Consider the following 15,020-nt stretch of genomic DNA (forward strand, 5'->3'; position numbering starts at 1 on the left):
CGCCAGTAAACTAGAAATAAAGGACTTGAAGGCAGAGATTATGACACCAGAAGTTAAAGAGCAGATTGACAAGTTGCTAAAAGAAGACAAAATTGTAGTCTTTATGAAGGGCAACAAGCTGATGCCCCAGTGTGGTTTCTCAAATAATGTAGTACAAATTTTGAATACACTGGGCGTCCCTTACAAAACTGTTGATATTTTGGAAAACTCCGAAATTCGCCAGGGCATTAAGGAATATTCCAGCTGGCCGACAATTCCCCAAGTTTACATTAATGGCGAGTTTATCGGTGGCTCAGATATTATGATCGAGCTTTACCAGAAGGGAGAGTTGCATCAGCTGGTAGAAGTGGCGTTGGCTTCTTAAAGTTTAGATTTTTCTCCGCTAATAATCCCCTCAGATTATCTTGAAAATCAAGATAATCTCAGGGGATTTTCATGTCTTTGCTGACGCGATCGCACTTGTAATAAGTTAAAAGCTAAACTATACAAATGACTGCGCCAGCTCAAACCTAACGATGCTTTATGATTTTTTGCCGATCGAAAAACTTCTTCCCTAAAAGATGTTGGTCAGAGAAACTCTGACCTTTTAACCAATTAAAGCCATTGCGATGAATTAGTAGTAGCCTGATTCTCGTTCTGGCTGGGTCATTTCAAAGTTGGATGGGTCGTAGAGGTAGCGCGTGACTTCTTCCTCTAAGCGGTGAATGAGATAGGGTTCGAGGGCGCTACTGTGTCGCATGGCAGCTAAATAGCCATCTACATACAGGCGCAGGTCATCGAAGCGATAACCCCGGTTCCATTGTTCGACGAGGGCGTCGGTAAGTTTTTGGTAGTAGCGGATGGTTAGAGTATCTTGTAGCATGGTAGGGCCTCGAAATTTCGCGATCGCTGCAATAATTTTTGTTGTGCTTGTGGTCGATAAAAATCAATTATTCTTAAGGCTGGGTAAGACAAGAATTTCCTGCTTCGACTTAGGAAATTTGTAAGTCGGGGTAGGTTAATATAACTCCTGCTACCTCTCCCAGTCAATCTTGATAAAGGTTTCCTCAAAGATGCCATGCTTTGGTGGCATGGGGTTGCGAGGATGGCTACAACGTCAGTTTTTAGGGACAATTGCAGGCGCGATACCTAGTAGGAGATAGGAATCTATAATTTAGCAGAGGTTTAACAAAATTCCCTGCCGTCATATCAGCTTTTTTAAGGTTCTGGGCGGATAAAGGAGTGCATACAATCCTCGCGAGAGTGCTAGGCACGCGCTTCGCGATCGCACAGACGGCTGATATTTTTCCCTATCATAGATGCCCCACCTAGTTCGCTTTTAGGATAGCAACCTAGATCGAATGATGCTGGCCGTCAATCCCCATACGGGAGATATAGGTGAAGACTCGATGCATTCTGTCAAAGTTGCCTTTATAAGTCTTTGATTCAATCGTAGTAAAGTACACCATCGGCGTCATGCACCAGTTGGGCTATTTCTACCATTTCTCCAGAGGTATTGCTTCAGGGCTTACCAAGTTTGGGAGTAGCAGGGACATCGCCCCCACAGCCTTCTTCAAGGTTATTTTTGTAAAGCAAGGATTCTGGCGTCAAATCCTTAAGAGCGATCGCCTTCTTGTTAACCTTCGTTAAGTTTATTGTACTAATTATTCTTTGGCGCAAACAATTTTCATAAATCGTTGGCGATTATTTTTCTTTGCCCTGCTCCCTATCTTCTACTCTTGCAGCTCAGAGTAACAGTTGTTACAAAACCATGACAATTGGTTTGTTAACCTGAGACTCACCAGCTTGAAGGGAAGTATCATAGTGTCCTCGGTTTGTATTCAAATCATCGAGGGAAATCCTCACCTGCGATCGCTACTGGGCTGGCACTTACAGCAAACAGGCTACTGGGTGTGTCAATCCGCTGGCCTGACTCACGCTAGGGAGATGTTTTACAGTCGCCAACCCACGCTCGTCATCCTTGACTCCGACCTGCCCGATGGCGATGGCGTAGAGTTCTGCCGCTGGCTCCAACAACAGCGACATTCGCTTATATTGATGCTTTCTGCCCGCAACACAGAAAGCGATATTGTCACAGGTCTGAAAGCCGGAGCCGACGATTATCTGACTAAGCCCTTTGGGATGCAAGAATTTCTGGCACGGGTAGAAGCTCTAATTCGCCGCATCCGCGTCACTTCAGCACCAGCTTCGCTGGACTATGGCGACCTCAAAATTGACTTAGTGCAGCGTCGCGTCCGCTTTAAAGAAGAGTTCATTGACTTGACTCCCCAAGAATTCAGCCTGCTTTACGTCCTCGCTCAAGCTGGGGGAATACCGCTGAGTCGTTCCGAACTGCTGCGCCGCGCATGGCCAGACGCTATTGATAACCCGCGTACTATAGATACCCACGTCTTGTCACTGCGTAAGAAAGTTGAAAATGACCCGCGACAACCCAGCTTAATTCAAACTGTCCGTAACGTGGGGTATCGGTTCAACCCAGAAATTATCAATACAGCAGTCACTTCTCAACGGTCGGCGGTCGGCTGAACTTCGCCGCACAGCTTAACTTCGGCATTCTAGAGCGCCCGTCAACTAATAGTTGGCGGGTGTTTTTAATTTTTCGGCGCGATCGCCCCCAGCAACCCTTAACCGTCAATTAACCATGCAGGGGATGTTTTAGCTGCCAACCAAACAACGTTTGCTCTAACCAAAGCAGTATCTATAGCAAAAATTATTAAATTGTTGCATTTTTCTTAAAACTCTGTTACATTTATTTACATAAGGCAACAAAGGAAATGCAGCTATGAAGACAATCGACGAAAGAGGCATACTGAACAACTATGCAAATGAGCCTGTAGTCTACGTTGCAACGTACCCAACAGCAGACGAGCAGCGTCGCTATGCCTTGGAAAGCGTAGCAGCCATCGTATTAGTCAGCTTGGTGTTGTTGACAGCATTTGGGATCAACTAAAACATCCCCTGTATTAATGACTCGGAAATTTAACAAATAAGGAGATTTTCTGATGAAAACTAATTATGAATTTGATAGTCGCTTTTCTTATGCATCGACAGTTTTTAACGCTGACTTCAACAACTTTGCACCTATTAATGCCAATCAAGCTTGGTCGCTATTCTTAACCGCTGGTCGCAACGATGCAGCACTGGGAGATAACCCAGAAGTGGGGCGATTCTTCAACAATATACTCAAAGCTGTTGCATTCACAGCAATTATTTCACCATTTATTTTCCGCACTTTCTAAAGCAAAAATAGCTAACCCAATAATAAAACCCCAGTCTGTTGACCGGGGTTTTATTATTTTAGATGGTCGATTTTAGATTGAAAAAATTCTGGCTGCTAAGTTAAGAATTGGCTAAAATTAACTCCATTCCTCAGCCGCTTTAGCTTCAGCCTGAATTAAAGTTTCGCGTAACTTAGGCCAATTCATCTGCTCAGAGGGAGTGTCGCTAATTAAACTGCCATCTTGCAAATAAAGCACGCGGGTAGAAAACTGTTGAGCTAGATCTAGCTGGTGATTTACCATCAAAATCGTAGTGTTTCCTTGCTGGGAAAGTTGAGTTAAAACTTGCACGACGTGAGAGGCGCGACCAGCATCAAGGGCAGATGTCGGCTCATCTAATAATAAGATTTTGGGTTGCGCTACTAAGGCACGACCTAGAGCCACTATTTGCCGCTGTCCTAGTGATAGCTGCAACTCCGTCCGATTTAGCCAGTCTTCTGGTATACGCAGTTGCTCCATCCAGGTTATCAGCCGTTGCTGAATTACGGATTTGGCGACACCCTGCAAAACTAGCGGATAAGCTAAAGTCTCCCCAACAGTCATCCCTAACAGCTTCGGTTCTTGAGGAAGCAACATCACCTGTCGCCGCAACTCGATAACTGGGATTTGACGATAATCTTGATTTTCTAGATAAATTGTCCCGCTGGTGGGTTCGCTGAGTCGGTTCAACAGCCGCAATAGCGAACTTTTCCCAGCGCCAGATGGGCCGATAATAGTAATGCGCGATGCTAGCATCTCCGTAGAAGGAGCGCCCCCATTCACCTCAAAAGAAATATCTTTCAGCAGGTATTGGGAGCCTACTGGCGCGGCTAGACTAACTTGTTCAAGGCGTAACAACTTTGTGTCTTTGTCGTTCAAAAAATTATGTTAATTTCCCTAGACTAACAGCAGTCCAAATTGTCCAACTATCAACAAAAAACAGCAACAGCGTAAACGTCAACAAAATAAGATACATCCAGGGTTGCGCCAAAGGACGGACATCACTTGTATCAATTCCCGTCTTATTTTGTACCAGTTGGACTAACTTAGAAAAGCCAACCACGCGCATCGGTAATAAATAACCCTGTCCCGAATGGCTGACAAAATAGTAAACTATTCCCCCTTGTCCAGTGGTGCGGAGTTTTAAATCTTTAACTTCTGTCCAAGGTAACTCCCAACCCTTACGAAAAAAACGCGGAACCCAACGGGGATAACTTACTTGGATTTTTTGCTCATCCAAAATTACCCTTTCGCTCAACGCACCATACAACGCCACAAAACCAAAGCCAATTCCCAGCCATAGTAACGCTGGCGGCACTAGCGATGCTGTTACTTGGGACAAAAACGGTAGGGGAATTGTCAGCGCCAGATATAGCGCCATTAGGGTGATGCGAATTAGGGGAGAAATGCGAAATATAGAAGGTAATTCGGCCTGAAATTCAAGGTTTGTTGACACAGCTAATATTTATACAATTTCTACGAAATTTATAGGTTAAGTGGGCAATCATAGCCGTGTCAAGGTGACTGTTGATGGGTGAATACCACAAACCACTAAAGTAATTAACTTGACCTAGCTGGAGAATAGCAGCTTTTTGGTGTACTGTACTTGGGCGTTTGCTTCAAAAATGCGATGTATTTGCTGTGGTGCAACGATGTTCTCCCTTAACCCTTGCACCATGACACTCACCGGACTCTCTTGCACAAACCGCTTAAATATTGCACGTAGCACTTACCCTGTTCTCCTGTGGTCTTTATTTCGTTGATATCGCGCAGTTCCCATATCCTATCAACAGTCAGCTTGACAGGGCTAGCTAGGCATTTTCTACGCTAATGCTGCGCTATTTGCGACCCCTACGTTTAGTGTCTTCGTGCCAGTAAGCCGTCAGAATTTGCTGATTTTGCAGCCCTGCGACACAGACGACTCGCAGCCCTCTAAGAACATCAATAAACCGCCAGTAAGGAGTATGCTGCAAGCTTTTGTCTTGAAGCGTGAAGGTAAGTGCGCCATGACTGGTTTGCATTTCTCCATACATTACGGCAATTTGAATCATGGCGTTGCTGATAGCCCTCTGCTGCTGCCTGCGTTGCAGATGATTGCAATCTTTGCTCTTACATACAGGTGTGAGAGTGCCAAGATGATTCATATTGGCATCACTCTCCATGATTTGACTGATCTGCCTGTTCTTGTGCATATTATTTTCCTCTTAAGCTTATAGTTCCAGAATATAGGGGTAAATTTCCAACGTACAGAGACAATAAGGACAGATGTTACTTTTTGTATCTGCCTCTAAATGCACTTGGGGATGATTTGAGGTTGAGGGGTTGCTAAAAGCATTGCCAAAGACGCGATCGCGTTGGGCAGCTTAAGCTTATGTAACATATTGTCGGTAGGCTAATAGTCTGCAAACCCTAACAATCAGCTCGTGTAGTAATGGCTCATCTCGTGAAGCAACACCCGCAACCGCTGGCAATCTCGCAATAAGAACTGGGACTGCTTCCCAACCTGGATTGTACTTATATTTCAGGATTGCAATGGCGCAATAGTACTTGCGAGCCTTCCTAGCAGTTTAGCAATTGATGTAACAGCTTTTCTCGAACGGCTGGCAATTTAGGCTAATAATATAGAGTAAATAAAAAATATTTATTAACAAGACCCTTAACAGCAAATCTTATTTTGTTGTTAATTGCGAACTCCTAAAGCAGTGCTGGCGCGATCGCATTCAAATAAGGAATAAGTGCATAACCTATGCACTCTGCTAACCTTGGCGGAACTGCATTCCCGATTTGCCACATTGCTTTCTTCATCGAGCCTGCAAAAATAAAAGTGTCGGGAAATGTTTGCAATCTAGCCATTTCACGAGCAGAAATGACGCGGTTAAGATATGGATGAATATGAGTACCGCCGTGATTTTCTTTAACAGTCATGCTTGGTTTACCAGGATATTGACGCTTGAAAGCATCAACATAACTTTCATATAAAGAACCGCCTGGGGGAACTTTGGCAATGCGTTCTATAAACTCAGGTGAATGCTTAGTCCACTCGTGGTTTATTTCTGGTATGGAAGTATATGGTGGTAAATCGGAAATAGCTAACTCAATAGGTTTATATTGGTGAGGAAATAATTGAGCTTTTGGATATGGGTTAGGCATCCCAAATCGGTTGGCAATAAAAATAGCTCGCGGGCGAATTTGCGGAACGCCATAAGCAGCAGATTCAAGAATTGCAACGGAGATATGGGGATAGCCTATAGATTCAAACTCCTCGCAAATTGCGCGGTATACAGCACCTTGCTGCATTGTGAGAATTCCCGGCACGTTTTCCATAACAACGTACCAAGGACGTATCTCGGAAACGACGCGCACAAATTCTCGAAATAGACGATTGCGAGGGTCATTAGGATCGCGTTTTCCTGCAACCGAGAAGCCTTGACACGGTGGCCCGCCTACAACAAGATGGACTTCGGGAGAAGCAATTTTTTCAAGGAATTTTTGCGAATTAAAGTTTTCAATATCTCCGCAAAAATGATGACATTGGGGGAAGTTTTGTGTATGAGTTGCCAGCGCGATCGCGTTTATTTCAACACTTGCTATTGGTCGAAATCCTGCTTGAACTAAACCTTGCGTGATTCCTCCCGCACCGCAGAAAAGATCTACAAAATTATAGCTAGATGCTGGCGGGGTTGGCGGTTCAATATCAATGAATATTTTGTAGCGATCGCTGTTATTTATTTCTAGTTCGCGTTGGATGCGTTCGTAACGCCCTAACTTTGCTTTCTTCTGATTTAAAGCAGGTTTTTGTTCTCCCCCACTGGGGGAAAAATAGGGTGGCTTTGATTCCATCTTTTCTTCTGCTGAACTAGACTAATTTTGAAAGGGATGCCTTTTTCAAAAGGGAGCGATCGCTTTCCACACTCACAACCCCAACGCCCTTCTTAAAGCAGCATCAACCCTATCCATCACTGGACAAGCGCCAATTTTTCTGTCCACTTCCCGATCTACTACAGTAGCCAGATTATCAGCCACCACAACTGAATCCTTCAACAATCCCATCTGTTGACCAACATCACTATCTTTCTGAATCGGAACTCGCGTTGCTCCCGTTCTGCTCAGGTTAGAGGTGATGAGTGCGACAATTCGTTGGGGGACTCCTGTACTAATATCATCCGATTGAACTATCAACGCTGGACGCTTCTTATATGTCCGCAAGTCCGAGCTAGGATAGCGGACAAGAATGACATCACCGCGCTTATAGCTCATCGTAAGCTTCCATTCCCGGTGCTTCCCAATCTTCCTTAAAATTCATCAGGCGATAGTACGTCTCTTTAGCTTCTGCTCCTGACCAACCTAAATCGGAAATTAGCAATTCGCTGTCAGTTTGCGAGAATTTAGTCGCAATATTTTCTTTATCCACTGACTCTTCTATAGGTTGGTTTTCAATGTTATGGCTTTGCATCAATTTTCCTTTCTAAATATTATCAATTTGCTAAATAACGCCGCAAGAAACTTTCCAAAGATTCCATTTTCATGGTGAAAATAGACTCCAGATTCGCAATATCCTCCGGCATACAGAAAAATTCATTGTCCAGCAACGTCCGCAGAGTACCCAAACCTTTATAAACCTTGGGATTTAATAACCCCACTGTACTCCGCACCCCATCAAACACAAACATCGGCGGGTTAATGACAACTGGATCTCTGTTAAAAATCCGGCTAAAAATCCGGGGAATATCCTCGCGCTGTAAAATATCTGAACCGCCAACAGGCAAAATTTTATTGCGTGCCCCTTCAACTGTTAGCGAATCTACAGCAATCCGCGCTAAGTCGTCGGTACTAACAATAGAAGTGCGGCTTTTCGGGTCGCCAATTAACAGATAAATCCCAGTTTGACGAAAATTTTCTGCTAGTGGCAACAGATTTGAGGCAAAACCAGAAGGGCGCAAAATGGTGTAATTCAACCCACTTGCTATCAAGTATTTTTCTACTTCCCGCTTTGCCTTAAAAGTCGGTGCATCTTCATAGCCTCTGTCAGCACCCAATACGGAGATGAAAACAAAATGTTCGACACCAGCTTCTTTGGCTCTATCGATTAATTCAATATTTGCTCTATAATCTACCGCTTGAGCATCACCATTTGATCCGTGAGCGCTAATAATGTATTGAGTATTTTGACAAGCTTTCTGAATATCTTTGTCTTGTCGCAAATCGCCAATAAATATTTCCGCACCCCGCTGTTCAAATTCTCCGTAGCGAGAGGTGAGGCGAACAAATGCCCGCGCCGGAATTTCCTGCTCTCGAAGCCGCCGCACAATCCGGCGTCCGAGTCCTCCTGTTGCTCCAGTTACTAAAACCATGATGTCAACTCAAAACTAAAAATTTAAAATTCAAAACTCTACAATTACCGGGGTATGATCGCTTGGTTGCGGTAACTTTCTCGGTGCTTTATCAATTGTGCAACTAATTGCTCGTTCGTAGATATCGGGGGTGAGATAGTGATGATCTATCCGCCAACCCCAGTTTCGCCGGAAAGCCGCAGCGCGATAGTCCCACCAACTGTAGTGTCCTGCTTCTAGGGTAAACTTGCGAAACGCATCTGCCAAACCCAATTCTAAAATCGAGTTTAAGGCTTGCCGCTCTAAATCGGAAGCCATGATGCGGTTTTTAAAGGCTGTTGGTTCGTAGATATCCCTGTCTTCTGGGGCAATGTTGAAATCGCCGCAGACTACCATAGGGGCGGGGAGGAGGGCTTGCAGATATTCGCGCAGCACTTTCAGCCAGCCCAGCTTGTAATCATATTTGTCGCTACCTACCGCTGAACCATTAGGCACGTACAGGTTAACAATACGGATACCATCAACAACGCCAGTTAGTACCCGCTTCTGTTCGTCTAAATCTGATGTACCGAGAATAGGAGAAAATCCTTGAGTGACATCCTCTAAGGGTGTCTTGCTGAGGATGGCGACGCCGTTGTAAGATTTCTGTCCAGAAACGTAGAGGTGATAGCCTATTTCTTCAAGGGGCGATCGCGGGAAATCTTTGTCCACCACTTTCGTCTCTTGCAGACACAGGACATCTATAGGGTTATCCCCCAACCACTGCACTATATGCTCTAATCGGGTGCGTACTGAGTTTACATTCCAAGTAGCGATTTTCATGTCTTGGGCTAGGCGAAGCAAGTCGGGTAGTGTTCGCCCACATATTAGCAGTTATTAAAGGGCGATTCGCTTTCGCGATAGCTACGCTTTACGCCCATCTTCCCGGATACTGCCAAATGATGCGAGTATTTGTATTTGAACAATTTACTTATAAAATATTTGGCGTGTATATATTTTAATTTATCCTATGCTAAACAAGACAAAGCTAATTTTTATATCCTTATTTTTGGTAACTTTGTGTAGTGCTTATTTTGTATCTCAGCATATCTCTAACGCTAAAAATTCAACTCCTTGCCGTCCGCAAAGTCTGACTTTTACTAGAGTAAATAACGAAGGTAACAAAGACGCTCGTGCTGGGAACTATGTCATTATATTTAACCCAAAATCCCCTGAATTAGATTTTAAAGTTAGTCTCGCTTTAGCACATGACATTTATGCTAAAAATGCTAACGGCGTCCTTCGTAAAGAATATGTACCTAAAAGATTCCGTGAAATCATAGCTGATAATAATGCCAAATTAAATGGTAAATTACCCATTGCTGCAATTAATGGCGATTACATCGATCCTGAGAATAAACCCCAAGGGCTAAATATTTCTAGGGGTGTAGAGTATTCAGGTGCATTTAAAGATAAGCGGTCTTCCTTCGGAATTTCTGGAGGTAAACCACAACAACGCCAAGCTACTATTCAAGTTGGCAGGAGAAAGGATAATTTTCTCAACTATAACCTTGTAGGAGGTAATGGAAGATTTTATCGGGATGGCAAGTTTAAAGATATTTGTAAAGATTTGGGAGAATATGCCTGCAAGCAGGAAGTTAGCCGTTCTATGGTAGCTATTACTTCTAAAGGATATGTAGTTTTGCTCGTTAACAATTCTGCGCCTAATCAACAACTTTACCCAGATAAATTTGATAATGTCCTTGAAGGGATAGCTGGAAATTACTGTTTAGGCAATATTCAGGAAGGGATGTTATTTGATGGAGGTTATTCTACAGCAATTTATTTTAAAGATAAAATATTTGTTGAGAATTTAAATCCGATTGGATCGGTATTCTTAATTTACAAAAAGTAAGGTGGGCATTGCCCACCCTACAAGTTAAATCGTGCAATTCAAATCCCCAGCTTTTTGGCTGAAGCGGAGATTCTCGCGGTAGTCTACTCGACAATCAATCACGGCTGGTACATCCTGTGCTAAAGCGTCTTTTAACATGGGAATGAAGTCAGCAGTTGATTCAATCCGATAGCCTTTTAATCCCATACTTTCTGCAAATTTGACAAAATCGGGATTGCTGAACTGGATAAAGGATGACTTGCCAAATTGGTTGTGCTGCTTCCACTCAATTAAGCCATAACCGCCATCATTGAAAATTATGGTGACGAAGGGCGTACCGACACGCAGGGCTGTTTCTAATTCCTGGCAATTCATCATAAAGCCGCCGTCGCCAGATACAGCTACAACTTTGCGGTTGGGATGAACCAATTTAGCCGCGATCGCTCCTGGAATCGCAATCCCCATCGCCGCAAAACCATTAGAAATCAAACAGGTATTAGGGCGATCGCAGTGATATTGACGCGCCATCCACATCTTATGAGCGCCCACATCAGAAATAACAATATCCTCTGGCCCCATCACCTGTCGCAAGTCATAAATTAGCTTCTGAGGCTTAATTGGAAAACCATCATCATTGGCATACTGTTCGTAATCCGCTCGAATATCTTCCCGTAATTCTAAGGCGTAAGGTTCTGGTTTGCCGTGCCTGTCCGTTCGTTTCAAAATTTCAATTAGGGAATCGGAAATATCGCCTACAACTTCCACTATGGGGATATAGCTACTATCAATTTCAGCAGGAGTAGCGCCAATATGAATGATTGGAATCTTGCCTTCTGGATTCCACTTTTTAGGCGAATATTCAATCAAATCATAACCAATCGCAATTACCAAATCAGCCTTTTCAAAGGCGCAAGTTATGTAATCTCGCTGTTGCAATCCTGTCGCCCACAACGCTAAAGGATGGGTGTAGCGCATGACGCCTTTACCCATAAAAGTATTTGCCACTGGAATATTCAACATCGTGGCAAATTCAGTTAGGGCATCGCTAGCTTCTCCTCGAATTGCGCCATTGCCCACCAAAATTAGCGGATTTCTTGCGCTAGAAATTGCCTCAGATGCTAGTTCAAGAGTTCGGAAAGAAGCGAAAGTTTTCGAGCGCGAGTCTTTATTCAAAGGTTCGCCCGTTACTGGCATCGCCGCAATATTTTCTGGCAAATCGATGTGAACCGCACCAGGCTTTTCACTTTGAGCGATTTTAAAAGCTCTGCGGACAAGTTCGGGCGTAATGCTGGGGCGAACAATTTGGGCGCTCCATTTAGTAACTGGCCCAAACATCGCTACCAAATCGAGATATTGGTGGGATTCAATGTGCATTCTGTCGGTTCCCACTTGCCCGGTAATGGCTACTAAGGGAGCGCCGTCTAAATTAGCATCGGCGACGCCAGTCATTAGATTAGTAGCACCAGGGCCAAGCGTGGAAAGGCACACTCCTGCCTTGCCCGTTAGACGCCCATAAACATCCGCCATAAAAGCAGCGCCCTGCTCGTGACGAACGGTAATAAATTTAATCGAAGAATTTTTAAGAGCTTCGAGTACGTGCAGGTTTTCTTCACCTGGAAGTCCAAAAATGTACTCGACTCCCTCGTTTTCTAGACACTTTATCAATAGTTCAGCTGTGTTCATTTGTTTCTCAGGTTGGCCCATTTGACTTTCCCCCCACTTCCCTTAGCTATTAGCAAATTGATGTATGATTTTAGATTGGTGGAGGTCGGAGTTTCTCCGCTTCCAATGATTTTGGATGTATCACCAATCTAAAATCTAAAATTTCAAATCGCGTTGACTGCTATCACTTCACCCAAACGCTTTTGACATTGACAAATTCGTGAATACCCTGGATACTTAATTCGCGTCCATATCCGGAACGCTTGATACCTCCAAATGGCAGACGCGGATCGGATTTGACCATGCCGTTGATAAAGACGGCTCCAGCTTCGATTTCATTAATTAAGCGATCGCGCTCCTCTTCTACGTTAGTCCAAGCGCTGGCTCCCAAACCAAATGATGTATTGTTAGCCATAGCGATCGCCTCATCAATATCCGCTACCCTGAATAGCAGCGCCACTGGCCCAAAAAATTCTTCATGACTGGCAGGGCTGCCTTCTGGAATGTCCGTTAAAATTGTTGGCAGATAAAAATTCCCAGCCCTATCCGATAACGGCTTCCCCCCTGTAAGAACTTTTGCCCCCATCGCCGCGCTTTCTTGAACTTGTTTGTCTAAGTCTTTGAGAATTGATGGAGTTGCCAGCGGCCCTAAGTCTGTTTCCGGATTCATAGGATCGCCTACTTTCAAGGCCTGAAGTTTTTCCACCATGCGACGTTCAAATTCATCAGCTATGGCTTCAACGACGATAAACCGTTTCGCAGCAATGCAAGATTGACCGGTATTGATCATCCTGGCTGTAACCGCAGTAGATACAGCAGCTTCTAAATCCGCACTCTCTAGGACAATATACGGGTCGCTACCCCCCAATTCCAAGACTGTTTTTTTAATTTGTTTCCCTGCGGCGGCGGCGAGGCTCATCCCCGCGGGTTCGCTTCCTGTAAGTGTTGCGGCCTTAACACGCTCGTCGTTAATTATGAGTTCAACTTTATCTGCACCTACGAGCAAAGTTTGAAATACCCCATCTGGGAAACCTGCCCGCTGCATAATTTCCTCAATTGCCAAAGCACACTGAGGCACGTTGGAGGCGTGTTTGAGCAATCCGACATTGCCAGCCATTAATGCTGGTGCTGCAAAGCGAAAGACTTGCCAGAAGGGAAAATTCCAAGGCATTACGGCAAGTATTACGCCGAGGGGCGCATATCTCACAAAACTATGACTGGCATCGGTTTGGGCTGGTACGTCGGCGAGGAATTGGGCGGCGTTTTCGGCGTAGTAGCGGCAAACTGAAGCGCATTTTTCTACTTCTGCGATCGCGCTTTTCACAGTCTTTCCCATTTCCAGGGTCATTGTTTTCGCGAAGCGATCGCGATCGCCCTCTAATATATCCGCTGCTTTTTTCAGCCATTCCCCCCTTTGTTCCATTGGCGTTTGGCGATACTGCACAAATGCCTGTTGTGCCTTTTCTAGCTTGAGTAAAACTTCCGCATCTGTAAGCGCATTAAATGTCTTGATAGTTTCCCCAGTTGCTGGGTTAATTGTAGCGATCGCCATTATATGAAGCCTCCAATACTAAATTGACTGGGCTAGTAATTATACTCAGTCATTTTTACCTTTCTAATCTTTAAGATCAGACTAATATTGTATTTTGCGAACCATATCTCGCTTTTATGAATGCAAAGCTCCCTTACAATAGTTGTAGGTTTTTAACAAAATTTTTATATTTTTGTAATTTTTATGTAGAATAACGAGTAATGTAGTATTTTCAATTCGCTTGACCCGTCTTTTCCGATCCATAAGCAACCACAATCAACCTTGTGGATCAAAACGAGCCGGTCCTTTACAAGCGCCGCACAGCCGCTTGGGGAGTGCCTCGTCAATTGTTGTGATGAGGATGAACGCCAATACACGACTTCCCACAATATAGGAGGGGTAAATTGGAACTTTCCCACCGTAGCGGAACAAAATTTTCCATCGTCGGCGGTCAGACCTGTCTGGATAGAGGTAGCCAGGTCTTGGCTGTCGATGATGATGAAGACAACTTGCTCCTAGTAACTTACGCTCTCGAACCGCTAAATTGCTCTATCATTACCGCTGGAGATAGTCAGACTGCTCTAGAAAAAGCACAACAGTACCAACCAGATTTGATTTTGTTAGATATTCTGCTTTTCCGCTCCAATGGTTTGGACTTTCTGCATCAACTTAGGAAAGATCCAAAAACCATGAGTATTCCAGTTGTGGCCGTTACTGCTATGGCAAGGCCAGAAGACAAAGAGCGAATTCTGATGGCAGGCTGCAATGACTACATCAGTAAGCCCTATATGCTGGAGGATATGGAAGCGATGGTTTGCCGTTATCTCAAGGGGACAGCGGCGCTTTGTTGACTTTGGTTATGGAGTCACAATGGCGAAATTCGGGCACTTGCTCTAAAACAGCGATCGCGCCCAGGCGACCTGTTTCTAAAGTGGCATCGCTGAGCAATTCCACGACAGATAGCCCCATCACTTCTTGAATCAACGCCTTCATATGCGGTTGAAAGGCTTTGTATAAATCAAACCGGACTTTTGAGGCCAACTCCGCATTCCCGTTATTAACTAGAAGTTGCTCGGCTGGAGTTACAGAACCCTCAATAACAATAGCCAACTTTTCATCAAATAGTTGGCAAGTTACTTTCGCGGGTTGGTGTTCCAGACAAGTTCGGTACAAAGCCTGGATACGCTGCGCGAGCAATCGTTCTATTTGCTTGCGTGTCAGTTGAGATGTTTCCATATGCCTTGGCCTAAAATGTCAAGTAAAGCAACAATTGCTGCTTGTTTGTATAGATATTTACACTGTAGTCATAGGTAATAGTCCAACCACTTATCTATGGGTATATTCTCAACTACATCCTTTGAAAGAGA

Annotated in this window: 19 protein-coding genes; 6 read left to right on the forward strand and 13 right to left on the reverse strand. The window is 44.3% G+C overall.

Annotated features, from left to right (window positions below):
- Positions 1 to 40: 40 nt before the first annotated feature.
- Entirely contained in the window at positions 41 to 364 is a 324-nt protein-coding gene (gene grxD, locus H6F77_RS13890) for a Grx4 family monothiol glutaredoxin (protein WP_190489317.1), read from the forward strand.
- A gap of 249 nt (positions 365 to 613) precedes the next feature.
- On the opposite strand, the gene H6F77_RS13895 is transcribed toward grxD, so the two are convergent.
- Positions 614 to 862 carry a DUF6761 family protein gene (locus H6F77_RS13895; RefSeq protein WP_190489318.1) on the reverse strand — a complete coding sequence of 83 codons (249 nt, stop codon included), beginning with the start codon at positions 860 to 862 and terminating at the stop codon, positions 614 to 616.
- 941 nt (positions 863 to 1,803) lie between these two features.
- On the opposite strand from H6F77_RS13895, the gene H6F77_RS13900 reads away from it, so the two are divergent.
- The 3 genes from H6F77_RS13900 to H6F77_RS13910 all read left to right on the forward strand — a co-directional run bounded on the left by H6F77_RS13900 (position 1,804) and on the right by H6F77_RS13910 (position 3,239).
- The gene (locus tag H6F77_RS13900; protein ID WP_190489319.1) at positions 1,804 to 2,526 is read left to right on the forward strand and encodes a response regulator transcription factor; all 723 of its coding nucleotides are present in this window, start codon (positions 1,804 to 1,806) and stop codon (positions 2,524 to 2,526) included.
- Between the two features lie 256 nt (positions 2,527 to 2,782).
- Positions 2,783 to 2,950 (forward strand): photosystem II assembly protein Psb34, encoded by a 168-nt coding sequence (gene psb34, locus H6F77_RS13905; RefSeq protein WP_190489320.1) that lies wholly within the window; start codon positions 2,783 to 2,785, stop codon positions 2,948 to 2,950.
- 52 nt (positions 2,951 to 3,002) lie between these two features.
- Positions 3,003 to 3,239, forward strand: a complete 237-nt coding sequence (locus tag H6F77_RS13910; RefSeq protein ID WP_190489321.1) for a hypothetical protein — start codon at positions 3,003 to 3,005, stop codon at positions 3,237 to 3,239.
- A gap of 117 nt (positions 3,240 to 3,356) precedes the next feature.
- On the opposite strand, the gene H6F77_RS13915 is transcribed toward H6F77_RS13910, so the two are convergent.
- The 9 genes from H6F77_RS13915 to xth form a co-directional block, all read right to left on the reverse strand.
- Complete coding sequence (locus H6F77_RS13915; RefSeq protein ID WP_190489322.1) at positions 3,357 to 4,136, reverse strand: ABC transporter ATP-binding protein; 780 nt, start codon at positions 4,134 to 4,136, stop codon at positions 3,357 to 3,359.
- Positions 4,137 to 4,140: 4 nt separating this feature from the next.
- Positions 4,141 to 4,638 (reverse strand): hypothetical protein, encoded by a 498-nt coding sequence (locus H6F77_RS13920; RefSeq protein WP_375335940.1) that lies wholly within the window; start codon positions 4,636 to 4,638, stop codon positions 4,141 to 4,143.
- Between the two features lie 189 nt (positions 4,639 to 4,827).
- The gene (locus H6F77_RS13925) at positions 4,828 to 4,986 is read right to left on the reverse strand and encodes a hypothetical protein (protein ID WP_190489323.1); all 159 of its coding nucleotides are present in this window, start codon (positions 4,984 to 4,986) and stop codon (positions 4,828 to 4,830) included.
- Between the two features lie 109 nt (positions 4,987 to 5,095).
- Positions 5,096 to 5,449: a hypothetical protein gene (locus H6F77_RS13930; RefSeq protein WP_190489324.1), complete on the reverse strand. Its 354-nt coding sequence runs from the start codon at positions 5,447 to 5,449 to the stop codon at positions 5,096 to 5,098.
- 502 nt (positions 5,450 to 5,951) lie between these two features.
- On the reverse strand, positions 5,952 to 7,097 hold the full coding sequence (locus tag H6F77_RS13935; protein WP_190489325.1) for a DNA cytosine methyltransferase: 1,146 nt from the start codon (positions 7,095 to 7,097) through the stop codon (positions 5,952 to 5,954).
- A 72-nt stretch (positions 7,098 to 7,169) separates the two neighbouring features.
- Complete coding sequence (locus H6F77_RS13940) at positions 7,170 to 7,514, reverse strand: type II toxin-antitoxin system PemK/MazF family toxin (RefSeq protein WP_190489326.1); 345 nt, start codon at positions 7,512 to 7,514, stop codon at positions 7,170 to 7,172.
- Positions 7,504 to 7,710, reverse strand: coding sequence for a hypothetical protein (locus H6F77_RS13945; RefSeq protein ID WP_190489327.1), 207 nt, complete (start codon positions 7,708 to 7,710; stop codon positions 7,504 to 7,506). The genes H6F77_RS13940 and H6F77_RS13945 overlap by 11 nt, the downstream gene beginning before the upstream one ends.
- Before the next feature lie 22 nt (positions 7,711 to 7,732).
- Positions 7,733 to 8,608: an SDR family oxidoreductase gene (locus tag H6F77_RS13950; protein ID WP_190489328.1), complete on the reverse strand. Its 876-nt coding sequence runs from the start codon at positions 8,606 to 8,608 to the stop codon at positions 7,733 to 7,735.
- 30 nt (positions 8,609 to 8,638) lie between these two features.
- The gene (gene xth / locus H6F77_RS13955; protein WP_190489329.1) at positions 8,639 to 9,409 is read right to left on the reverse strand and encodes an exodeoxyribonuclease III; all 771 of its coding nucleotides are present in this window, start codon (positions 9,407 to 9,409) and stop codon (positions 8,639 to 8,641) included.
- 187 nt (positions 9,410 to 9,596) lie between these two features.
- On the opposite strand from xth, the gene H6F77_RS13960 reads away from it, so the two are divergent.
- Positions 9,597 to 10,481, forward strand: a complete 885-nt coding sequence (locus tag H6F77_RS13960; protein ID WP_190489330.1) for a phosphodiester glycosidase family protein — start codon at positions 9,597 to 9,599, stop codon at positions 10,479 to 10,481.
- 24 nt (positions 10,482 to 10,505) lie between these two features.
- On the opposite strand, the gene H6F77_RS13965 is transcribed toward H6F77_RS13960, so the two are convergent.
- Positions 10,506 to 12,143, reverse strand: coding sequence for an acetolactate synthase large subunit (locus H6F77_RS13965; RefSeq protein ID WP_206753462.1), 1,638 nt, complete (start codon positions 12,141 to 12,143; stop codon positions 10,506 to 10,508).
- Between the two features lie 163 nt (positions 12,144 to 12,306).
- The gene (locus H6F77_RS13970; RefSeq protein WP_190489332.1) at positions 12,307 to 13,674 is read right to left on the reverse strand and encodes an NAD-dependent succinate-semialdehyde dehydrogenase; all 1,368 of its coding nucleotides are present in this window, start codon (positions 13,672 to 13,674) and stop codon (positions 12,307 to 12,309) included.
- Between the two features lie 383 nt (positions 13,675 to 14,057).
- On the opposite strand from H6F77_RS13970, the gene H6F77_RS13975 reads away from it, so the two are divergent.
- Entirely contained in the window at positions 14,058 to 14,504 is a 447-nt protein-coding gene (locus H6F77_RS13975) for a response regulator (RefSeq protein WP_199321335.1), read from the forward strand.
- Here the strand turns inward: H6F77_RS13975 and H6F77_RS13980 are convergent.
- Entirely contained in the window at positions 14,479 to 14,889 is a 411-nt protein-coding gene (locus tag H6F77_RS13980; RefSeq protein ID WP_190489333.1) for a Na-translocating system protein MpsC family protein, read from the reverse strand. The genes H6F77_RS13975 and H6F77_RS13980 overlap by 26 nt on opposite strands.
- Positions 14,890 to 15,020: the final 131 nt, after the last annotated feature.

The organism is Microcoleus sp. FACHB-831, from assembly GCF_014695585.1.
Taxonomy (GTDB): domain Bacteria; phylum Cyanobacteriota; class Cyanobacteriia; order Cyanobacteriales; family FACHB-T130; genus FACHB-831.

What these genes read in the sequence shown, in the direction of transcription:
- grxD (WP_190489317.1), top strand. Translation starts at nt 41, where the DNA reads ATGACACCAGAAGTTAAAGAGCAGATTGACAAGTTGCTAAAAGAAGAC.
- H6F77_RS13895 (WP_190489318.1), bottom strand. Translation starts at nt 862, where the DNA reads ATGCTACAAGATACTCTAACCATCCGCTACTACCAAAAACTTACCGAC.
- psb34 (WP_190489320.1), top strand. Translation starts at nt 2,783, where the DNA reads ATGAAGACAATCGACGAAAGAGGCATACTGAACAACTATGCAAATGAG.
- H6F77_RS13910 (WP_190489321.1), top strand. Translation starts at nt 3,003, where the DNA reads ATGAAAACTAATTATGAATTTGATAGTCGCTTTTCTTATGCATCGACA.
- H6F77_RS13920 (WP_375335940.1), bottom strand. Translation starts at nt 4,638, where the DNA reads ATGGCGCTATATCTGGCGCTGACAATTCCCCTACCGTTTTTGTCCCAA.
- H6F77_RS13930 (WP_190489324.1), bottom strand. Translation starts at nt 5,449, where the DNA reads ATGCACAAGAACAGGCAGATCAGTCAAATCATGGAGAGTGATGCCAAT.
- H6F77_RS13935 (WP_190489325.1), bottom strand. Translation starts at nt 7,097, where the DNA reads ATGGAATCAAAGCCACCCTATTTTTCCCCCAGTGGGGGAGAACAAAAA.
- H6F77_RS13940 (WP_190489326.1), bottom strand. Translation starts at nt 7,514, where the DNA reads ATGAGCTATAAGCGCGGTGATGTCATTCTTGTCCGCTATCCTAGCTCG.
- H6F77_RS13945 (WP_190489327.1), bottom strand. Translation starts at nt 7,710, where the DNA reads ATGCAAAGCCATAACATTGAAAACCAACCTATAGAAGAGTCAGTGGAT.
- H6F77_RS13950 (WP_190489328.1), bottom strand. Translation starts at nt 8,608, where the DNA reads ATGGTTTTAGTAACTGGAGCAACAGGAGGACTCGGACGCCGGATTGTG.
- xth (WP_190489329.1), bottom strand. Translation starts at nt 9,409, where the DNA reads ATGAAAATCGCTACTTGGAATGTAAACTCAGTACGCACCCGATTAGAG.
- H6F77_RS13960 (WP_190489330.1), top strand. Translation starts at nt 9,597, where the DNA reads ATGCTAAACAAGACAAAGCTAATTTTTATATCCTTATTTTTGGTAACT.
- H6F77_RS13965 (WP_206753462.1), bottom strand. Translation starts at nt 12,143, where the DNA reads ATGAACACAGCTGAACTATTGATAAAGTGTCTAGAAAACGAGGGAGTC.
- H6F77_RS13970 (WP_190489332.1), bottom strand. Translation starts at nt 13,674, where the DNA reads ATGGCGATCGCTACAATTAACCCAGCAACTGGGGAAACTATCAAGACA.
- H6F77_RS13980 (WP_190489333.1), bottom strand. Translation starts at nt 14,889, where the DNA reads ATGGAAACATCTCAACTGACACGCAAGCAAATAGAACGATTGCTCGCG.